The sequence below is a fragment of the Streptomyces sp. NPDC093598 genome (assembly GCF_044764825.1).
Lineage (GTDB): Bacteria > Actinomycetota > Actinomycetes > Streptomycetales > Streptomycetaceae > Streptomyces.
This window is the reverse complement of record NZ_JBIWIV010000017.1, coordinates 1-14366: the sequence shown is the minus strand read 5'-3', so window position 1 is coordinate 14366 and position 14366 is coordinate 1. Positions and strand designations below refer to the sequence as shown.

General features: G+C 71.1%; 13 protein-coding genes. 12 read left to right on the top strand and 1 reads right to left on the bottom strand.

Annotated elements, in window-relative coordinates; all coding sequences use genetic code 11:
- Positions 1-46: 46 nt before the first annotated feature.
- The 8 genes from ACIRDU_RS32820 to ACIRDU_RS32785 all read left to right on the top strand — a co-directional run bounded on the left by ACIRDU_RS32820 (position 47) and on the right by ACIRDU_RS32785 (position 9978).
- A complete protein-coding gene (locus ACIRDU_RS32820) occupies positions 47-664 on the top strand; it encodes a TetR/AcrR family transcriptional regulator (protein ID WP_403586404.1) in 618 nt (205 codons plus the stop codon).
- A 228-nt stretch (positions 665-892) separates the two neighbouring features.
- A complete protein-coding gene (locus tag ACIRDU_RS32815) occupies positions 893-2182 on the top strand; it encodes a peptidase S8 (protein ID WP_403586401.1) in 1290 nt (429 codons plus the stop codon).
- Positions 2183-2661: 479 nt separating this feature from the next.
- Positions 2662-2970, top strand: coding sequence for a hypothetical protein (locus ACIRDU_RS32810; RefSeq protein ID WP_003991275.1), 309 nt, complete (start codon positions 2662-2664; stop codon positions 2968-2970).
- A gap of 215 nt (positions 2971-3185) precedes the next feature.
- Complete coding sequence (locus ACIRDU_RS32805) at positions 3186-4013, top strand: hypothetical protein (RefSeq protein ID WP_403586398.1); 828 nt, start codon at positions 3186-3188, stop codon at positions 4011-4013.
- A complete protein-coding gene (locus ACIRDU_RS32800) occupies positions 4003-5331 on the top strand; it encodes a hypothetical protein (RefSeq protein ID WP_403586395.1) in 1329 nt (442 codons plus the stop codon). Before ACIRDU_RS32805 ends, ACIRDU_RS32800 begins: the two co-directional genes overlap by 11 nt.
- Positions 5328-6884, top strand: coding sequence for an SCO6880 family protein (locus ACIRDU_RS32795; protein ID WP_403586392.1), 1557 nt, complete (start codon positions 5328-5330; stop codon positions 6882-6884). Before ACIRDU_RS32800 ends, ACIRDU_RS32795 begins: the two co-directional genes overlap by 4 nt.
- A 6-nt stretch (positions 6885-6890) precedes the next feature.
- Positions 6891-8300 (top strand): ATP-binding protein, encoded by a 1410-nt coding sequence (locus tag ACIRDU_RS32790; RefSeq protein ID WP_403586389.1) that lies wholly within the window; start codon positions 6891-6893, stop codon positions 8298-8300.
- Between the two features lie 16 nt (positions 8301-8316).
- Complete coding sequence (locus ACIRDU_RS32785) at positions 8317-9978, top strand: TraM recognition domain-containing protein (protein ID WP_403586386.1); 1662 nt, start codon at positions 8317-8319, stop codon at positions 9976-9978.
- On the opposite strand, the gene ACIRDU_RS32780 is transcribed toward ACIRDU_RS32785, so the two are convergent.
- The gene (locus ACIRDU_RS32780) at positions 9967-10536 is read right to left on the bottom strand and encodes a GNAT family N-acetyltransferase (protein WP_403586383.1); all 570 of its coding nucleotides are present in this window, start codon (positions 10534-10536) and stop codon (positions 9967-9969) included. The genes ACIRDU_RS32785 and ACIRDU_RS32780 overlap by 12 nt on opposite strands.
- 92 nt (positions 10537-10628) lie before the next feature.
- Between ACIRDU_RS32780 and ACIRDU_RS32775 the strand changes: the two genes are divergently transcribed.
- From ACIRDU_RS32775 to ACIRDU_RS32760, 4 genes are read left to right on the top strand one after another with little or no spacing between them, the layout of a single operon-like run.
- Positions 10629-11549, top strand: coding sequence for an ATP-binding cassette domain-containing protein (locus ACIRDU_RS32775; protein WP_403586380.1), 921 nt, complete (start codon positions 10629-10631; stop codon positions 11547-11549).
- Positions 11546-12325 carry an ABC transporter permease gene (locus ACIRDU_RS32770; RefSeq protein WP_403586377.1) on the top strand — a complete coding sequence of 260 codons (780 nt, stop codon included), beginning with the start codon at positions 11546-11548 and terminating at the stop codon, positions 12323-12325. The genes ACIRDU_RS32775 and ACIRDU_RS32770 overlap by 4 nt, the downstream gene beginning before the upstream one ends.
- 23 nt (positions 12326-12348) lie before the next feature.
- Complete coding sequence (locus ACIRDU_RS32765; protein WP_403586374.1) at positions 12349-13593, top strand: sensor histidine kinase; 1245 nt, start codon at positions 12349-12351, stop codon at positions 13591-13593.
- Positions 13590-14261: a response regulator gene (locus ACIRDU_RS32760; protein WP_403586372.1), complete on the top strand. Its 672-nt coding sequence runs from the start codon at positions 13590-13592 to the stop codon at positions 14259-14261. The genes ACIRDU_RS32765 and ACIRDU_RS32760 overlap by 4 nt, the downstream gene beginning before the upstream one ends.
- Positions 14262-14366: the final 105 nt, after the last annotated feature.

Sequence of the window (14366 nt, the reverse complement as noted above, 5' to 3'; positions counted from 1 at the left end):
ATGCTGTCAATGACAACAATGATGGCATCGCCAACATCGGGATACGATGGTGCGCATGCCAGCCAGCCGCACCCCGGAGAGCCGCCCCTACCACCACGGAGACCTGCGCTCCACCCTGCTCGCCGGCGCGGAACGCACCCTGCGGGAGAAGGGGGCCGGCGCGCTCTCGCTGCGCGAGCTGGCCCGGGAGGCGGGCGTCAGCCACGCCGCGCCCGGCCGCCACTTCAAGGACAAGCAGGCCCTGCTCAACGCCCTGGCGCTGGCCGGGTACGACCGCCTGGGCCAGGCCCTGGAGGGCGCCGACGACCCCGCTCTCCCGCTGGAACGGCGGCTCACCGCGCTCGCCCGGGCCTATCTCGCCTTCTCCATCGACAACGCCGAGCTGCTGGAGCTCATGTACGCCCGCAAGCACGAGCCGGACGCCTCCGAGCAGATGGCCGCCGCCGTCGACCGGACGGTGGGCTCCCTGGAGCGGGTCATCGCCGACGCCCAGGAACGCGGCGAGATCATCGCGGGCGACCCGCAGCACCTCACCCTGCTGACCGGTGCCACCCTCCAGGGCATCGCCTCCTTCGCGGCGGGCGGCATGCTCGCCCCCGAGGCGGCCCTCGACGGCGTCGAGGAGTGCGTCCACCTCCTCCTGCACGGCCTCAAGCCCCGCTGAAGCCAGGCCCCTCGGGTCAAGCAGGGCCCATCCGCCGACCATCGAGCCGTCAGCGATCGGTAAGCCCCGCACCCCTTTCAGTAAGGCGGAAGTCAGGATTCCGATCACCGTCTTGTTGTCACGTACTCAACAAGCGATCGTCGTCGCGGGTCGCCGCCCCCGCCGGGAAACACACCGGCGGTCCCCCCACCCGCAGGCCTCTGCCCACCACTGCCAGGAGGCTGTACCTTGCGCACGACACCGCACAACTCCCCCTCCGCCCGCCGCAGATGGCGCCGCACGGTCTCCGCCGTCACCGCCACCGCCGCGCTCCTGCTCACCGGCCTCACCACCGCCGCCCACGCACAGGCCGCGGACGCCGGCACCTCCAAGGTCACCTGGGCCCGCTCCTGCGCCCTGCCCCGCCACAAGGACGAGATGGCCTGCAACGCCCTGCGCGTCACGGGCGGCCGCACCGCCTTCCAGCAGCAGCACGGCATCTCGGCCCAGGCCGCCGAGGCCTCCTCCCCCTCCGGCTACGGCCCCTCCGACCTCCGCAGCGCCTACGGCCTGACCTCCGCCGCCACGACCAACGGCTCCGGCCGGACCATCGCCATCGTCGACGCCTACGACGACCCGAACGCCGAGTCCGACCTCGCCGCCTACCGCTCGCACTACGGCCTGCCCGCCTGCACCACCGCGAACGGCTGCTTCAAGAAGGTGAGCCAGACCGGCTCCGCCACCGCCCTCCCCACCGCCGACAGCGGCTGGGCCGGCGAGATCTCCCTCGACCTCGACATGGCGAGCGCGATCTGCCCGAACTGCCACATCACCCTCGTCGAGGCGAAGTCGGCGTCCATGGCCAACCTCGGCACCGCCGTCAACGAGGCCGTCGCCCTGGGCGCCAAGTACGTCTCCAACAGCTACGGCGGCGGTGAGTCCTCCTCCGACGCCTCCTACGACTCCGCCTACTTCAACCACCCGGGCGTCGCCATCACCGTCAGCGCGGGCGACGGAGGCTACGGCGCCGAGTACCCGGCGGCGTCCAGGTACGTGACGGCCGTGGGCGGCACCGCGCTCACCGCCTCCTCCACCACCCGCGGCTGGACCGAGACCGTCTGGCGGACCAGCAGCACCGAGGGCACCGGCTCCGGCTGCTCCGCCTACGACACCAAGCCCTCCTGGCAGACCGACACCGGCTGCTCCCGGCGCATGATCGCCGACGTCTCGGCCGTCGCCGACCCGGCGACCGGCGTCTCCGTCTACGACACCTACGGCGCCGACGGCCAGGGCTGGGCCACCTACGGCGGCACCAGCGCCTCCGCCCCGATCATCGCGAGCGTCTACGCCCTCGCGGGCACCCCGTCCACCGGCTCCTACCCGGCCGCGTTCCCCTACGCGAACACCACCGCACTGAACGACGTCACCAGCGGCAGCAACGGCAGCTGCACCACCAGCTACTTCTGCACCGCCCGGACGGGCTACGACGGCCCGACCGGTCTGGGCACCCCGAAGGGGCTCGGCGCCTTCACCGGCTGACGCCTCCCGACCCGTGACAGACCGTCACCGAGGAACGCCGCCCGGGGCCGTGGGGGCCCGGGGCCGGCCGAGGACGAACGGGCCGCGGCAACCCAGCCGCGGCCCGTTCGCCGTGCCAGGTAGCCTTCACCCGGGGAACACCGGCGCGACCACTCACCCGACCAGCCGTCAGAAACAGCCGGTAAGGGTGAGAAAGGCCGCAAGAGGGCACAACGACAGAACCGCACACCAGGTTCCGCTCAGGCCTCATTGCCCGGCGTGTCCTGCCGTGATACACAGAGTGACCATACGATCCTTCGCACACCGCCCGTCGCCTCCCCTAGGGCCCGGCGCGGAACAGTGGCAAGGTATTCGTACGAAACCCGCCAATCAATGACGCCAAGTCGACATACGACAGCATCATTGTCGGCGAGAATGAGGGCCTGACCTCTGCATGACCGCAGAGGATGCGGAACTACCCAACAGGGGCGGTGACTTACATGCTCTTTGCGGCCGACAAGGGAGACATCAACACCATCATCGGCGGGATCGCTCCGGACTGGGGCCCCTTCGGCAGCCTGGGCAACGAGGCGAAGGTGATGATCGAGGTCGTGATGGCGGTGGCCATCCTGCTCTGCCTCGGCATCGCCATCTGGGGCGCCGCCAAACAGCGCATCGGAGCCACCGCCCTGCGGGACACCTTCAGCGCGGAGCAGGGCAAGGGCCTCATCATCGCGGGCCTGACGGGCGTCTTCATCATCGGCTCACTCGGGACGCTGTTCACCATCGTGTACGGCATGGCCGTGTAGCCGGGGCACCGTCCGCCCGGCCGGTCACGCCCGGCCCCTCCTCCCTCTCCCTCCCACCCGCCCGTCGTGCCCACCGGCTGAGGTTGCGTTTCCCTGATGTCGAGTCACCACACCGCGCCCGCGCGGGAACCAGCACGGCTACCGTCGTACGAGGAGTATGAGAAGTACGACCGGTACGAAGTGTTTCCGCACGACGTCGAGGGGGCGTACGCGGCATGAGTCTCGGCGACGACCACGAGCCCTCCGGCGGCTACGCCGGCACGGGCCAGACCCGCACCCGCCTGCCCGACTCCGGCGACGCCTTCGGCGACCCCCGCCGCCGCGGCTCGTCCCGCAGCCTGGTCACGGTGGTGGGCGTGGTGGTCCTCCTGATCGCAGCGATCGCCTTCGCGAACCGGGGGGACGGCGACACGTCCTCTTCGGCGGACGGTTCCTCGGGCAAGCCGGAGACCTCAGCGACGGCTCCGTCCGGCCAACGCCCCGTCACGTCCAAGTCGGCCGCCGGTATCCCGTCGGGCTTCGCCCAGGACCAGGAGGGGGCCGAGAGCGCCGCGGCGAACTACGCCGTCGTGCTCGTCTCGGCCGACATCCTCAAGCCCGCGCGGCGGCCCGACATCGTCCGTCAGGTGTTCGACGCCGGCAAGGTGTCCGAGCTGGAGAAGAACCTCGACCAGGTCTACAGCAAGGCGTTCCTGGAGAAGGTCGGCCTGGACGAGAACGGCGACGCGCCCAAGGGCAGCACCTACGTCTCCCGCACCATGCCGGTCGGCACCAAGACCACCGACTGGTCGGGCAACACCGCCACCGTCGAGGTGTGGTGCACCGGCGTGTTCGGGATGGCGGGGGAGAGCTCGCAGAGCCCGGTCACCAACGACTGGTTCACCATGACCCTCCGACTGCGCTGGACCGACAACGACTGGAAGGTCGACAGCTTCTCCCAGAAGGAAGGCCCCGCGCCGGTCAACGGCGACAACAAGGTGTCGACGTCGGACGACATCTCCAAGGCCGTCCAGGAGTTCGGAGGCTTCACATATGCCCGGTAGCCCGCGCCGCGCAGTCAAGGTCGCCGCAACCCTCACCGCCGTACAGACCGCCGTGGTCCTGTTCGCCACCCGGGCGGTCGCCGCTCCCACGCCCTCGCCCAGCCCCAGCAACGACAACTGCTCTCTGCTCTCCGGCAGGGCCCGGGAGATCTGCGAAGGCGACACCGGCAGTGGCAGCGGGGGCGGGACCTCCCGGCTCGACCCCACCTCCACCCTCGACCCCCTCTCCTCCCTCGCCAAGGGCTGTGCCGACGCCGCGTCCTGGACCGTCGACAAGCTCAGCGAGGCCGTGAAGGAGACCGCCAACGTCGACTTCACCAACCCCAAGTTCCTCCAGCAGTACGCCGTCGTCTTCGCCGCGTCGACGATCCTCACGCTCCTGCTCTGGCTCCTGGCCGTGGCCAAGCGGGCGGTCCGTGGCGTGCCCCTGACCACCGCCCTCTCCGAAGCCATCGGCTTCCTCTGGCTGACCGTCCTGGCCTCCGCCTTCACCCCCCTGATCCTCTACACCGTCGTCTCCGCGACCGACGGCATCACCGAGGTCCTCGCCAAAGCCACCGGCGACCAGACCGACGCCTTCTTCGGCACCTTCTCCGAGGCCCTCAAGAAGGGCGAGGACATCGGCGGCGGTCCGATCATGCTGATCGTCGTCTCCCTGGTCAGCATCCTCGCCGCCGGCGTCCTCTGGCTGGAGCTCGTCATCAGGGCCGCCCTGCTCTACGTCGGCGCCCTCCTCGGCACCGTCGTCTACGCCGGCCTCGTCGACAAGAACCTGTGGGGCCACGTCCGCCGCTGGGCCGGCATCATGATCGCGGTCATCCTCATCAAGCCGGTCATCGTCATCGTCCTCGGCCTCGCCGGCGCACTCTCCGCCGACGACGGGCCGAACGCCTTCTCCGCCGTCGTCTCCGGCCTCGCCATCATCCTGCTCGCCATCTTCGCCAGCGCGATGATCTACCGCTTCGTCCCCGGCTTCGGCGACGAGATCGCCGGCTCCCGCAACAACCGCCTCATGCAGGGCGCCGAGAGCAAGGCCGCCGCGGTCATCAGCTCCCCGGCGTCCCTGGTCGCGCAGGGCATCAAGACCCACAGCTCCCGCGCCGACCACAACGGCGGAGGCAGCCAGTCCTCCGCCCCCCGCCCCAGCAACCCCGCCTCCGGCGGAGTCGCCGCGCACAGCGCGCGCACCTCGAACGGCAGCGGCGGATCTGTCCCCTCCGCCGCACCCGCCCCCCGTTCGAGCAGCCCCGTCAACACTCCCCACGCCAGTAACACCCGCAACAGCAGTACCCATCGCACGGGAGGTGAAGGGCGTTGACGACCGAGTCCCACGTGTCCCATCCGGTCACGCCCCGCCGGACCTATCTGATCGGCCGCGCCCGGCCGAACGCGATCATCGGCCGCAACCGCGAGACCGGAGAGATCGCCCTGATCGTCGTGGGCGCGTTCCTCGGCATGATGTGCGGACTCCTCGTCCCGGTGCTGTCCCTGCGCATCGTGCTGCTCGCCGGGTTCCCGATGCTGGCGCTGGCCGCGGTGTACGTGCCGTACAAGCACCGCACGTTCTACAAGTGGTTCGAGATCAACCGCAGCTACAAGCGGACCCTGAAGCAGGGCACCGCCTACCGCTCCGCCGTCATCGAGGCCGGTACCCGGCTGGACGGACGCGAGGTGGAGATCGGCCCGCCCCCGGGCATCGGACGCATCACCTGGCTGGCCGCCCCCTTCGGCCCCGACGAGATCGCCGTGCTGCTGCACGCCGACCGCAAGACCGTCACCGCCGCCATCGAGATCGAGGGCCCGGGCGTCGGCCTGCGCGACAGCGAGGACCAGGAGGCCCTCGTCGACCGCTTCGGCACCCTGCTCAAGCACGTGGCCAACGGCGACGGCTTCGTCACCCGCCTCCAGATGCTGGCCCGCACCCTCCCGGCCGACCCGGACGCCCACGCCAAGGACGTCGCCGTCCGCGGCGACGAGAAGGCCCTGCCGTGGCTCCAGGAGTCCTACGACCAGCTCCAGTCGATGGTGTCGACCAGCAGCGAGCAGCACCGCGCCTACCTCGTCGCGTGCATGCACTACACCCGCGACCTCGCCGCCGAGGCCAACGCCATGGCCCGGGCCGCCCGCGCCCACGGCGGCAAGGTCGACCGGGACGCCGGACTCGCCGTCGTCATGGCCCGTGAGCTCACCGACATCTGCTCGCGTCTCCAGGAGGCCGACATCCGCGTCCGGCAGCCCCTGGGCCAGGGACGGCTGTCCTCGCTGATCCACTCCATGTACGACCCGGACCACCCGATCGACCACATCCAGGCGATGACGAAACGCAACGCCTGGCCGGCCGAGCTGGACGCCATGGAACCCACCTACCTCCAGGCGAAGACCCGCGAGTCCTCCACCCGCGCCCCCTGGTGCCACGCCACGGCCTGGGTGAAGGAGTGGCCGATGACACCCGTCGGCGTCAACTTCCTCGCCCCGCTCCTCGTCCACACCCCGGACGTCATCCGCACGGTCGCCGTCACCATGGACCTAGAACCCACCGAGGTCGCCATCGAGCGCATGCTGACCGAGAAGACCAACGATGAAGCCGAGGCGTCCCGCGCCGCCAAGATGAACCGCACGGTCGACCCCCGTGACGTGGCCGCGCACTCCCGGCTGGACCAGCGCGGCGAGGACCTCGCCAGCGGCGCCGCCGGTGTGAACCTCGTCGGCTACATCACCGTCTCCTCGCGCTCCCCCGACGCCCTCGCCCGCGACAAGCGGACGATAAGGGCCTCGGCGGGAAAGTCGTACCTCAAGCTGGAATGGTGCGACCGTGAGCACCACCGCGCCTTCGTGAACACCCTTCCCTTCGCCACCGGCATTCGGAGGTAGGACCTGATGCGGGACCCGCTGTCCGTCCTCACCGACGCCTTCACCTCCTTCCTGTTCGGGAAGGTGGAGACGACCAGGCTCCCGGTGCGCACGTCCACGGGCCAGGCCCAGGCGGTCTACCTCCCGACCGCCGCCCCCGGCCTCGGCGACTCCGGCGTCATCATCGGCCGCGAGGTGTACTCCGGAAAGGGCTACATCTACGACCCCTTCCAGCTCTACGGCCAGCAGCTCCCCGCCCCCCACTGGCTGGTCCTCGGCGAGTCCGGCAACGGCAAGTCGGCGCTGGAGAAGACGTATGTCCTGCGCCAGCTCCGCTTCCGCGACCGCCAGGTCGTCGTCCTGGACGCCCAGGGCGAGGACGGCGTCGGCGAGTGGAACCTCATCGCGCAGGAGCTGGGCATAACTCCCATCCGCCTGGACCCGATGGCCGCCCTGGACATGGGGATCCGCCTCAACCCGCTCGACCCCGCGATCACGACGACGGGCCAGCTGGCCCTGCTCCGCACGATCATCGAGGTCGCGATGGGGCACGGCCTGGACGAACGCTCCGGCTTCGCCCTCAAGGTCGCGCACGCCTACGTCAACGAGACCATCGTCGACCGCCAGCCGGTCCTGACCGACATCGTCGAGCAGCTGCGCCACCCCGAGCCCGAGTCGGCCGAGGCGATGAACGTCGCCATAGACGACGTACGGGCCTGGGGCCTGGACGTCGCCCTGGTGCTGGACCGCCTGGTCGACGGTGACCTGCGCGGCATGTTCGACGGCCCCACCACGGTCGGCATCGACCTGGACGCCCCGCTCATCGTCTTCGACCTGTCCCACATCGACCGCAACTCCATCGCCATGCCCATCCTCATGGCGATCGTCGGCGTGTGGCTGGAGCACACCTGGATCCGCCCCGACCGGAAGAAGCGCATCTTCCTGGTCGAGGAGGCCTGGCACATCATCAACAGCCCCTTCGTCGCCCAGCTGTTCCAGCGCCTGCTGAAGTTCGGCCGACGCCTGGGCCTGTCCTTCGTGGCGGTCGTCCACCACCTCTCGGACGTCGTCGACGGCGCGGCGGCGAAGGAGGCGGCGGCGATCCTGAAGATGGCGTCGACGAGAACGATCTACGCCCAGAAGGCCGACGAGGCGAGGGCGACGGGACGGGTGCTGGGGTTGCCCAGGTGGGCGGTCGAGATCATCCCGACGCTCACCCCCGGCATCGCCGTCTGGGACGTCAACGGCAATGTCCAGGTCGTCAAACACCTGGTCACGGAGACCGAACGCCCCTTGGTCTTCACCGACCGCGCGATGACCGAGTCCTCCGCCCAACTCGCGGACGACGCCCTGCACGCCGCCGAGATCGAGGCGGAGGAACGGGCCGCGGCCTTCGTGGAGCACCACCTGGGCGACTCCGAATCGACGGTGGCGTAGGGGCAGGGGAGGACGCGTGAGACCGGACGACCGCCGCCCCCAGCACGGCGCCCAAGGGGGCATCCCCGACGGCCTGCTGGTCGGCATACTCGCGTTCCTCCTCGGCATGACCGTGCTGGTGTGGACGGCCACGGGCCTCGCCGCCCTGTTCGCCCACGGCTCCTGGCCGTCCGGCGTCACCTTCGCCCGCACGCCGCTGGCCATGCGCAGCCTCATCGCCCAGCCCCACGACATCCCCGCCGCCTGGCCCGACACACCCCCCGCCGAACTCTCCGGCTACGGCCTGTTCTGGGGCCTGTTCATCGGCCAGCTGATGATCCTGCTCGTCCTGACGGTGTTCGTACTCGGCACGGTGGCCCGCTGGAAGGCAAGCCGGGCGAGGCGCCGACTGGAGAGGGCGACGGCCGGGGAGCGGGCAGGGGCCACGTACGAGACCGGCGCCGCGACTCCGCACGAGGTCCCGGCGTCACCGCAGCACAGGACACCGGGCCCGGGGCAGCACGACGTATCGGCACCGGCACACCACGGGGCGGCCGGCCCGGGGCAGCACGACGTATCGCTCTCGGCCCGGCACGGCGCCCTTGCGGCGGCACCCCACGACGTACCCACGCCGGCACAGCACGACGTCCCCACCCCCCGCCGCTCCGCCCCCGAGCCCCCACCCCCCGTGGAGCCGACGGCCCCCCTGGCCCCCACACCGGCTGCCGTGCCCGCGACCCCGGCCGGCCTGTTCGGCCAGGAACGGGTGGCCGGGTGGGAAAAGATCCTCGTAGCCCCCAGGGAAGCCCGCCAGACCACCGCCGCCCAAGCCGTACGCGACGCGGAAGGCCCAGCCCTCGTCGTCACCTCGAACCCCACCCTCTGGCAGGAAACCAAAGACGCCAGAGCCAAGCTCGGCCCCACCCACCTCTACGACCCCACCCACCTCTGCGACACCCCCTCCCGCCTCCACTGGTCCCCCACCACCGGCTGCGAGGACAGAGAGACGGCGACGAGAAGAGCAACCGCCCTCCTCACCCCGGTCCGTCCCACCGCCAAACTCGACCAGGCGGTCAGCGACACAGCCGCCACCCTCCTGCGGAGCTACCTGCACGCCGCCGCCATCGACGGCCGCACCATCCGCCACGTCCACCGCTGGTCCCAGGGCACCCAGATCCAGGACGCCGTACGCATCCTCCGCACCAGCCCCAAGGCCGCCCCCGGCTCGGCGGGCGAACTCGAAGGCGCCCTCACCGCCCACCCGGAACGCCGGGACATGGCCCAGCAGTTGACGACCCGCGCCCTGGCGTCCCTCTCCACCGTCAACATCCGGGAGGCCTGCACTCCCAACCGAACTGATGCCCTCGCCTTGGATTCCTTCGTCCACGAAGGGGGCACGCTTTATGTGGTGGGGGAATCCATCGAGGACCCCAGGACGAACCCGGGCGCGATGCCCCTCCTGACGGCCCTCGTCTCGAGCGTGGTCGAGCGCGGCCGGCACATGGCCGAACGGTCATCGGCCGGTCGCCTCGACCCACCAATGACGCTCGTCCTGGACGACGTCGCGGCCGTGGCCCCGCTTCCCCAGCTCCCGGAGCTGCTGGCCACCGGAGCGGACCGGGGCATGCCGACCCTGGCCCTGCTCCGGTCCCGCGAACAGGGCCGCGCCCGCTGGCCGCACGACGAACTACCGGTCTGAGAAGGGCGTTCCCACAGAGCTCCGCTCGAGGACGAACTCCAACTCCCGCTCCCCGGCATCCCCCAGCGGCACCGTCACCCCACTCGGCAGGAACCCCACCCGCCGGTAGAACCGCTGCGCCCGCCCGTTCTCCTCGTGCACGATGAGCCGCACCCGCTCCAGACCCCGCCCCCACGACCACTCCAGGGCCGCGTCGAAGAGCACCTCGGTCAGCCCGCTCCCGCGCTCCTCGGGCCGTACGAACACACCGACCACGTGCCCCTGCTTCCGCTCCACGGGAAACCCGGCCCAGTCGGTCGTGCCGGGCTCCTCCACGAGCACGGTCAGCGTCCCCACCCACCGTCCGTCCGGCCCCTCGGCGATGATCTGCTGCGCCTTGTCCGCCCCCTCGGCGGCCCACGCCGTCCGCTCCTGCCAGAAGGAGTCCGGCTTGGCCACGGCCTCCTCGTACGTCTCCAGGAAGGCCAGGTGCGCCACCGGGTCCCGCAGCGCCGCGAGCCGCAACTCCTTCGCCGCAGGCCACTCATCAGCACGGACGGACCGGATCACATAGCTCATGCGGCCACGGTAGTACCCGGGTACGACACCCCTCACCCCGATTACCCCGCCGGTCCGACGCCCGCCGCCCCCGCACGCACGAGCATCGAAGCATGCTGACGGCACACGAACTGACCAAACGCTACGGCGACCGGACGGTCGTCACGGACCTGTCCTTCACCGTCCGTCCCGGCACCGTCACGGGCTTCCTCGGCCCGAACGGCGCCGGCAAGTCCACGACCATGCGCATGCTCCTCGGCCTCGACGCCCCCACCCGCGGCCACGCCACCGTGGGCGGCCGCTCCTACGCCGCCCATCCCGCGCCTCTCACCGAGGCCGGCGCCCTGCTGGAGGCCCGATCGGTCCACCCCGGCCGCACCGCCTACCACCACCTGCGCGCCCTGGCCCACACCCACGGCATCCCCCGCGCCCGGGTCGAGCACGTCCTCGGCCTCACGGGCCTCACCGACGTGGCCCACCGCCGCGTCAAGGGCTTCTCCCTCGGCATGGGACAACGCCTCGGCATCGCCGCCGCCCTCCTCGGCGACCCGGCCACGCTCATCCTCGACGAGCCGGTCAACGGCCTCGACCCGGAGGGCGTCCTGTGGATCCGCAACCTGCTCAAGTCCCTCGCGGCGGAGGGCCGTACGGTCTTCGTCTCCTCCCACCTGATGAGCGAGATGGCCCTCACCGCCGAGCACCTGGTCATCATCGGCCGCGGCCGACTCCTCGCCGACACCACGGTCACCGACTTCGTCCACCACTCCGGCGCGGGCACCATCAAGGTCGTCACCCCGCAGGCCCCCGCCCTCGTACGGCTCCTCACCGCCCCCGGCGTCGACATCACCGCCGACACCCCCGGGACCCTCCAGGTCCGCGGCACGGACGCCGAACACATCGGCCGCACCGCAGCGGCCCACGGCATCCCCCTCTACGAGCTCACCCCGGGCAACGCCTCCCTGGAGGAGGCCTTCATGGACCTCACCCGGGACACGGTGGAATACCCGGCGACCCTGCAAGGAGCAGCGGCATGACCACGGCGACCCTCCCCTACCGCGTGACCCCGGCCCGCGTCCTGCGCTCCGAGTGGCACAAGTTCTGGACCCTGCGCTCCACCTGGATCACCCTCGTCGTCACCAGCGCCCTCACCGCCGCCATGGGAGCGGGCCTCGGCGCCGCCTACGACGGCACGGGCGAAGACGGCATGGACACGGTCGTCTTCGTCCTCCTCGGCACCCAGTTCGCCCAGATCAACCTGGGGGTGCTGGGCATCCTGGCCACGGCCGGCGAGTACTCCACGGGCCAGATCCGCGCCACGATGACCGCGGTCCCCCGCCGCCTGCCGGTGCTGTGGTCCAAGGCCGCGGTCCTGGCCGCGGTCGCGCTCCCCCTCACCCTGGCCACGAACCTCCTCACCTTCCCCCTGGCCCAGTCCTTCCTCTCCGGCACCGACCAGTCCGCCTCCCTCGGCGACCCGGGCGTCCTGCGCGCCCTCGCGGGCAACGCGGCAGGCCTCACCCTCCTCGCCGTCCTGGCCCTCGCCATCGGCGCCCTGCTCCGCTCGGTCCCCACGGCCATCGGCGCCTTCATCGGCCTCGTCATGATCCTCCCGGAGATCCTGGCCATGCTCCCGTACGCCTTCGTCGACGACGCCGTTCGCTACTTCCCCGGCAAGGCCCTGGAAGCCCTCACCACGGCCCACCCCGTGCCCGGAGCGGCTTCCCCGGGCGCCGCCCTGTCGGCCATGCTCCTGTGGACCGCGACGACCCTCGCGCTGGCCGCCCTGGTCCTGCGCCGCCGAGACGTATGACGCCCGGCACCGGATCCCTCACGATGGACCCCGTGACGGAAGATCGGGCGCCGGAGCCCCTCACCGAGTACGCCCACCGCCTCACCCACAAGGTGCGCGCCTTCGACCGACGCCACCCCCTGCTGTGGGACCTGCACTTCACCGGCTTCTGGGTGACGGCCGCCCTGATCGACTACGCCGGCGGCGGCTGGCGCCACAACGCCCACCAGCTCGACGTCCCCGGCTGGCTGCTCCTCACCCTGAGCCTCGGCCTCTCGGCCCCGCTCCTGTGGCGCCGCACCCACCCCGCGGCGGTCCTGACCGCCATGCTGCCCTTCGCCCTCGTCGACGCATGGACCGGCGCCGCACTCCAAGCGGCCCTGCTGCAACTGGTACTCGTCTACCATCTCGCTCTGCGCCGCCCCCTGCGCACCCTGTGGTGGGCGACGGCCCTGGTGATCGCCCCCGTCCTCGTATCGGTGGCCCGCTACGGGGAGGGCAGCTGGGACCAGCAGATCGGCTCGCATCTGATGTCCACCGCGGTGGCGGCCCTCATCGGCGTCACGGTCCGCACCCGCCGCGACTACACCGCGGCCCTGGAGGACCGGGCCCGCCGCCTGGAGACCGAACGCGACCAGCAGGCCCAGCTCGCGACCGCCGCCGAACGGGCCCGCATCGCCCGCGAGATGCACGACATCATCGGCCACAACCTCTCCGTCATCACCGGCCTCGCCGACGGCGGACGCTACGCCGCCGCCAAGTCCCCCGAACGGGCCGCCCAAGCCCTCGACGCCATCGCCACCACCAGCCGCCAGGCCCTCACCGAACTCCGCCGCCTCCTCGACGTCCTGCGCGAGGAAGAGAGACAACAGGCGGACCTGACCCCCCAGCCCGGCCTCGCCGACCTCGACCAGCTCCTGGACGGGGTACGCTCCGCCGGACTCCCCGTCAGCACCACCACCCACGGCAGCCCCACCCTCCCCCCGGGCCGCCAACTCACCGTCTACCGAGTCATCCAGGAAGCCCTCACCAACACCCTGAAACACGGAGGCCCCGACGCCACCGCGGAGATAGCTCTCTCCTACGGGGAGAAGGCCGCCGTCACCGTCACGATCACGGACACGGGCAACGCCGGCCACACCGACAGGACCGCCCGGGACGGCCGCGGACTACCCGGAATGCGCGAGCGAACCGCCCTGTACGGCGGCACACTTGAGGCCGGTCCTCGCCCCCGCCCCGAACAGGGCTGGCGCGTCCGCCTACACCTCCCGGAGGAATCCCCGCAGTGACCACGGTCCTCATCGCCGACGACCAGCCCCTTCAGCGCTTCGGCTCCCGCATGCTGCTGGAGAGCCAGGACGACATGACGGTCGTGGGCGAGGCGGCGAACGGCAGCGAAGCGGTCCGCATGGCGGCCGAGTTCCATCCCGATGTCGTCCTCATGGACATCCGCATGCCCGGCCTCGACGGCATCGAGGCGACCCGCCGCATCACCGCCGCCGGCGATCGCACCCGCATCCTGATCGTCACCACCTTCGATCTGGACGAGTACGCCTACGCCGGCCTCCGCGCGGGCGCCTCCGGATTCCTCGTGAAGGACGCCCAGCCCGAGGAACTCCTCGCCGGCATCCGCGCGGTCGCCACGGGCGACGCGGTGGTCGCCCCCAGCCTGACCCGCCGCCTCCTGGACGCCTACGTCCACCACCTCCCGGCCGACCCCGGCGCGGAGAACGGGACGCGGGAGGACCCCCGTCTCACTTCCCTCACCGACCGGGAACGCGAGATCCTCACGGTCATCGGCCAGGGCTGGACGAACACGGAGATAGCAGCGCGTCTCCACCTGGCCGAGTCGACGGTGAAGACCCACGTGGGCCGCATCCTCGCGAAAACCGGTTCCCGCGACAGAATTCAGGCGGTCATCCTGGCGTACGACACGAAGCTGGTTCAGCCGTCGTGAAGGCCATAAAGGCCTTGAACGCAGAAAACCCCCGCATCCGAAGATGCGGGGGTTTTCCCAAAAATTGTTCGGCGGCGTCCTACTCTCCCACAGGGTCCCCCCTGC

Bases quoted from the DNA above. Each gene is read 5' to 3' on its own strand.
- ACIRDU_RS32775 (WP_403586380.1), top strand. From the start codon at position 10,629: ATGCTGACGGCACACGAACTGACCAAACGCTACGGCGACCGGACGGTC.
- ACIRDU_RS32810 (WP_003991275.1), top strand. From the start codon at position 2,662: ATGCTCTTTGCGGCCGACAAGGGAGACATCAACACCATCATCGGCGGG.
- ACIRDU_RS32765 (WP_403586374.1), top strand. From the start codon at position 12,349: ATGGACCCCGTGACGGAAGATCGGGCGCCGGAGCCCCTCACCGAGTAC.
- ACIRDU_RS32790 (WP_403586389.1), top strand. From the start codon at position 6,891: ATGCGGGACCCGCTGTCCGTCCTCACCGACGCCTTCACCTCCTTCCTG.
- ACIRDU_RS32805 (WP_403586398.1), top strand. From the start codon at position 3,186: ATGAGTCTCGGCGACGACCACGAGCCCTCCGGCGGCTACGCCGGCACG.
- ACIRDU_RS32780 (WP_403586383.1), bottom strand. From the start codon at position 10,536: ATGAGCTATGTGATCCGGTCCGTCCGTGCTGATGAGTGGCCTGCGGCG.
- ACIRDU_RS32820 (WP_403586404.1), top strand. From the start codon at position 47: ATGGTGCGCATGCCAGCCAGCCGCACCCCGGAGAGCCGCCCCTACCAC.
- ACIRDU_RS32770 (WP_403586377.1), top strand. From the start codon at position 11,546: ATGACCACGGCGACCCTCCCCTACCGCGTGACCCCGGCCCGCGTCCTG.
- ACIRDU_RS32800 (WP_403586395.1), top strand. From the start codon at position 4,003: ATGCCCGGTAGCCCGCGCCGCGCAGTCAAGGTCGCCGCAACCCTCACC.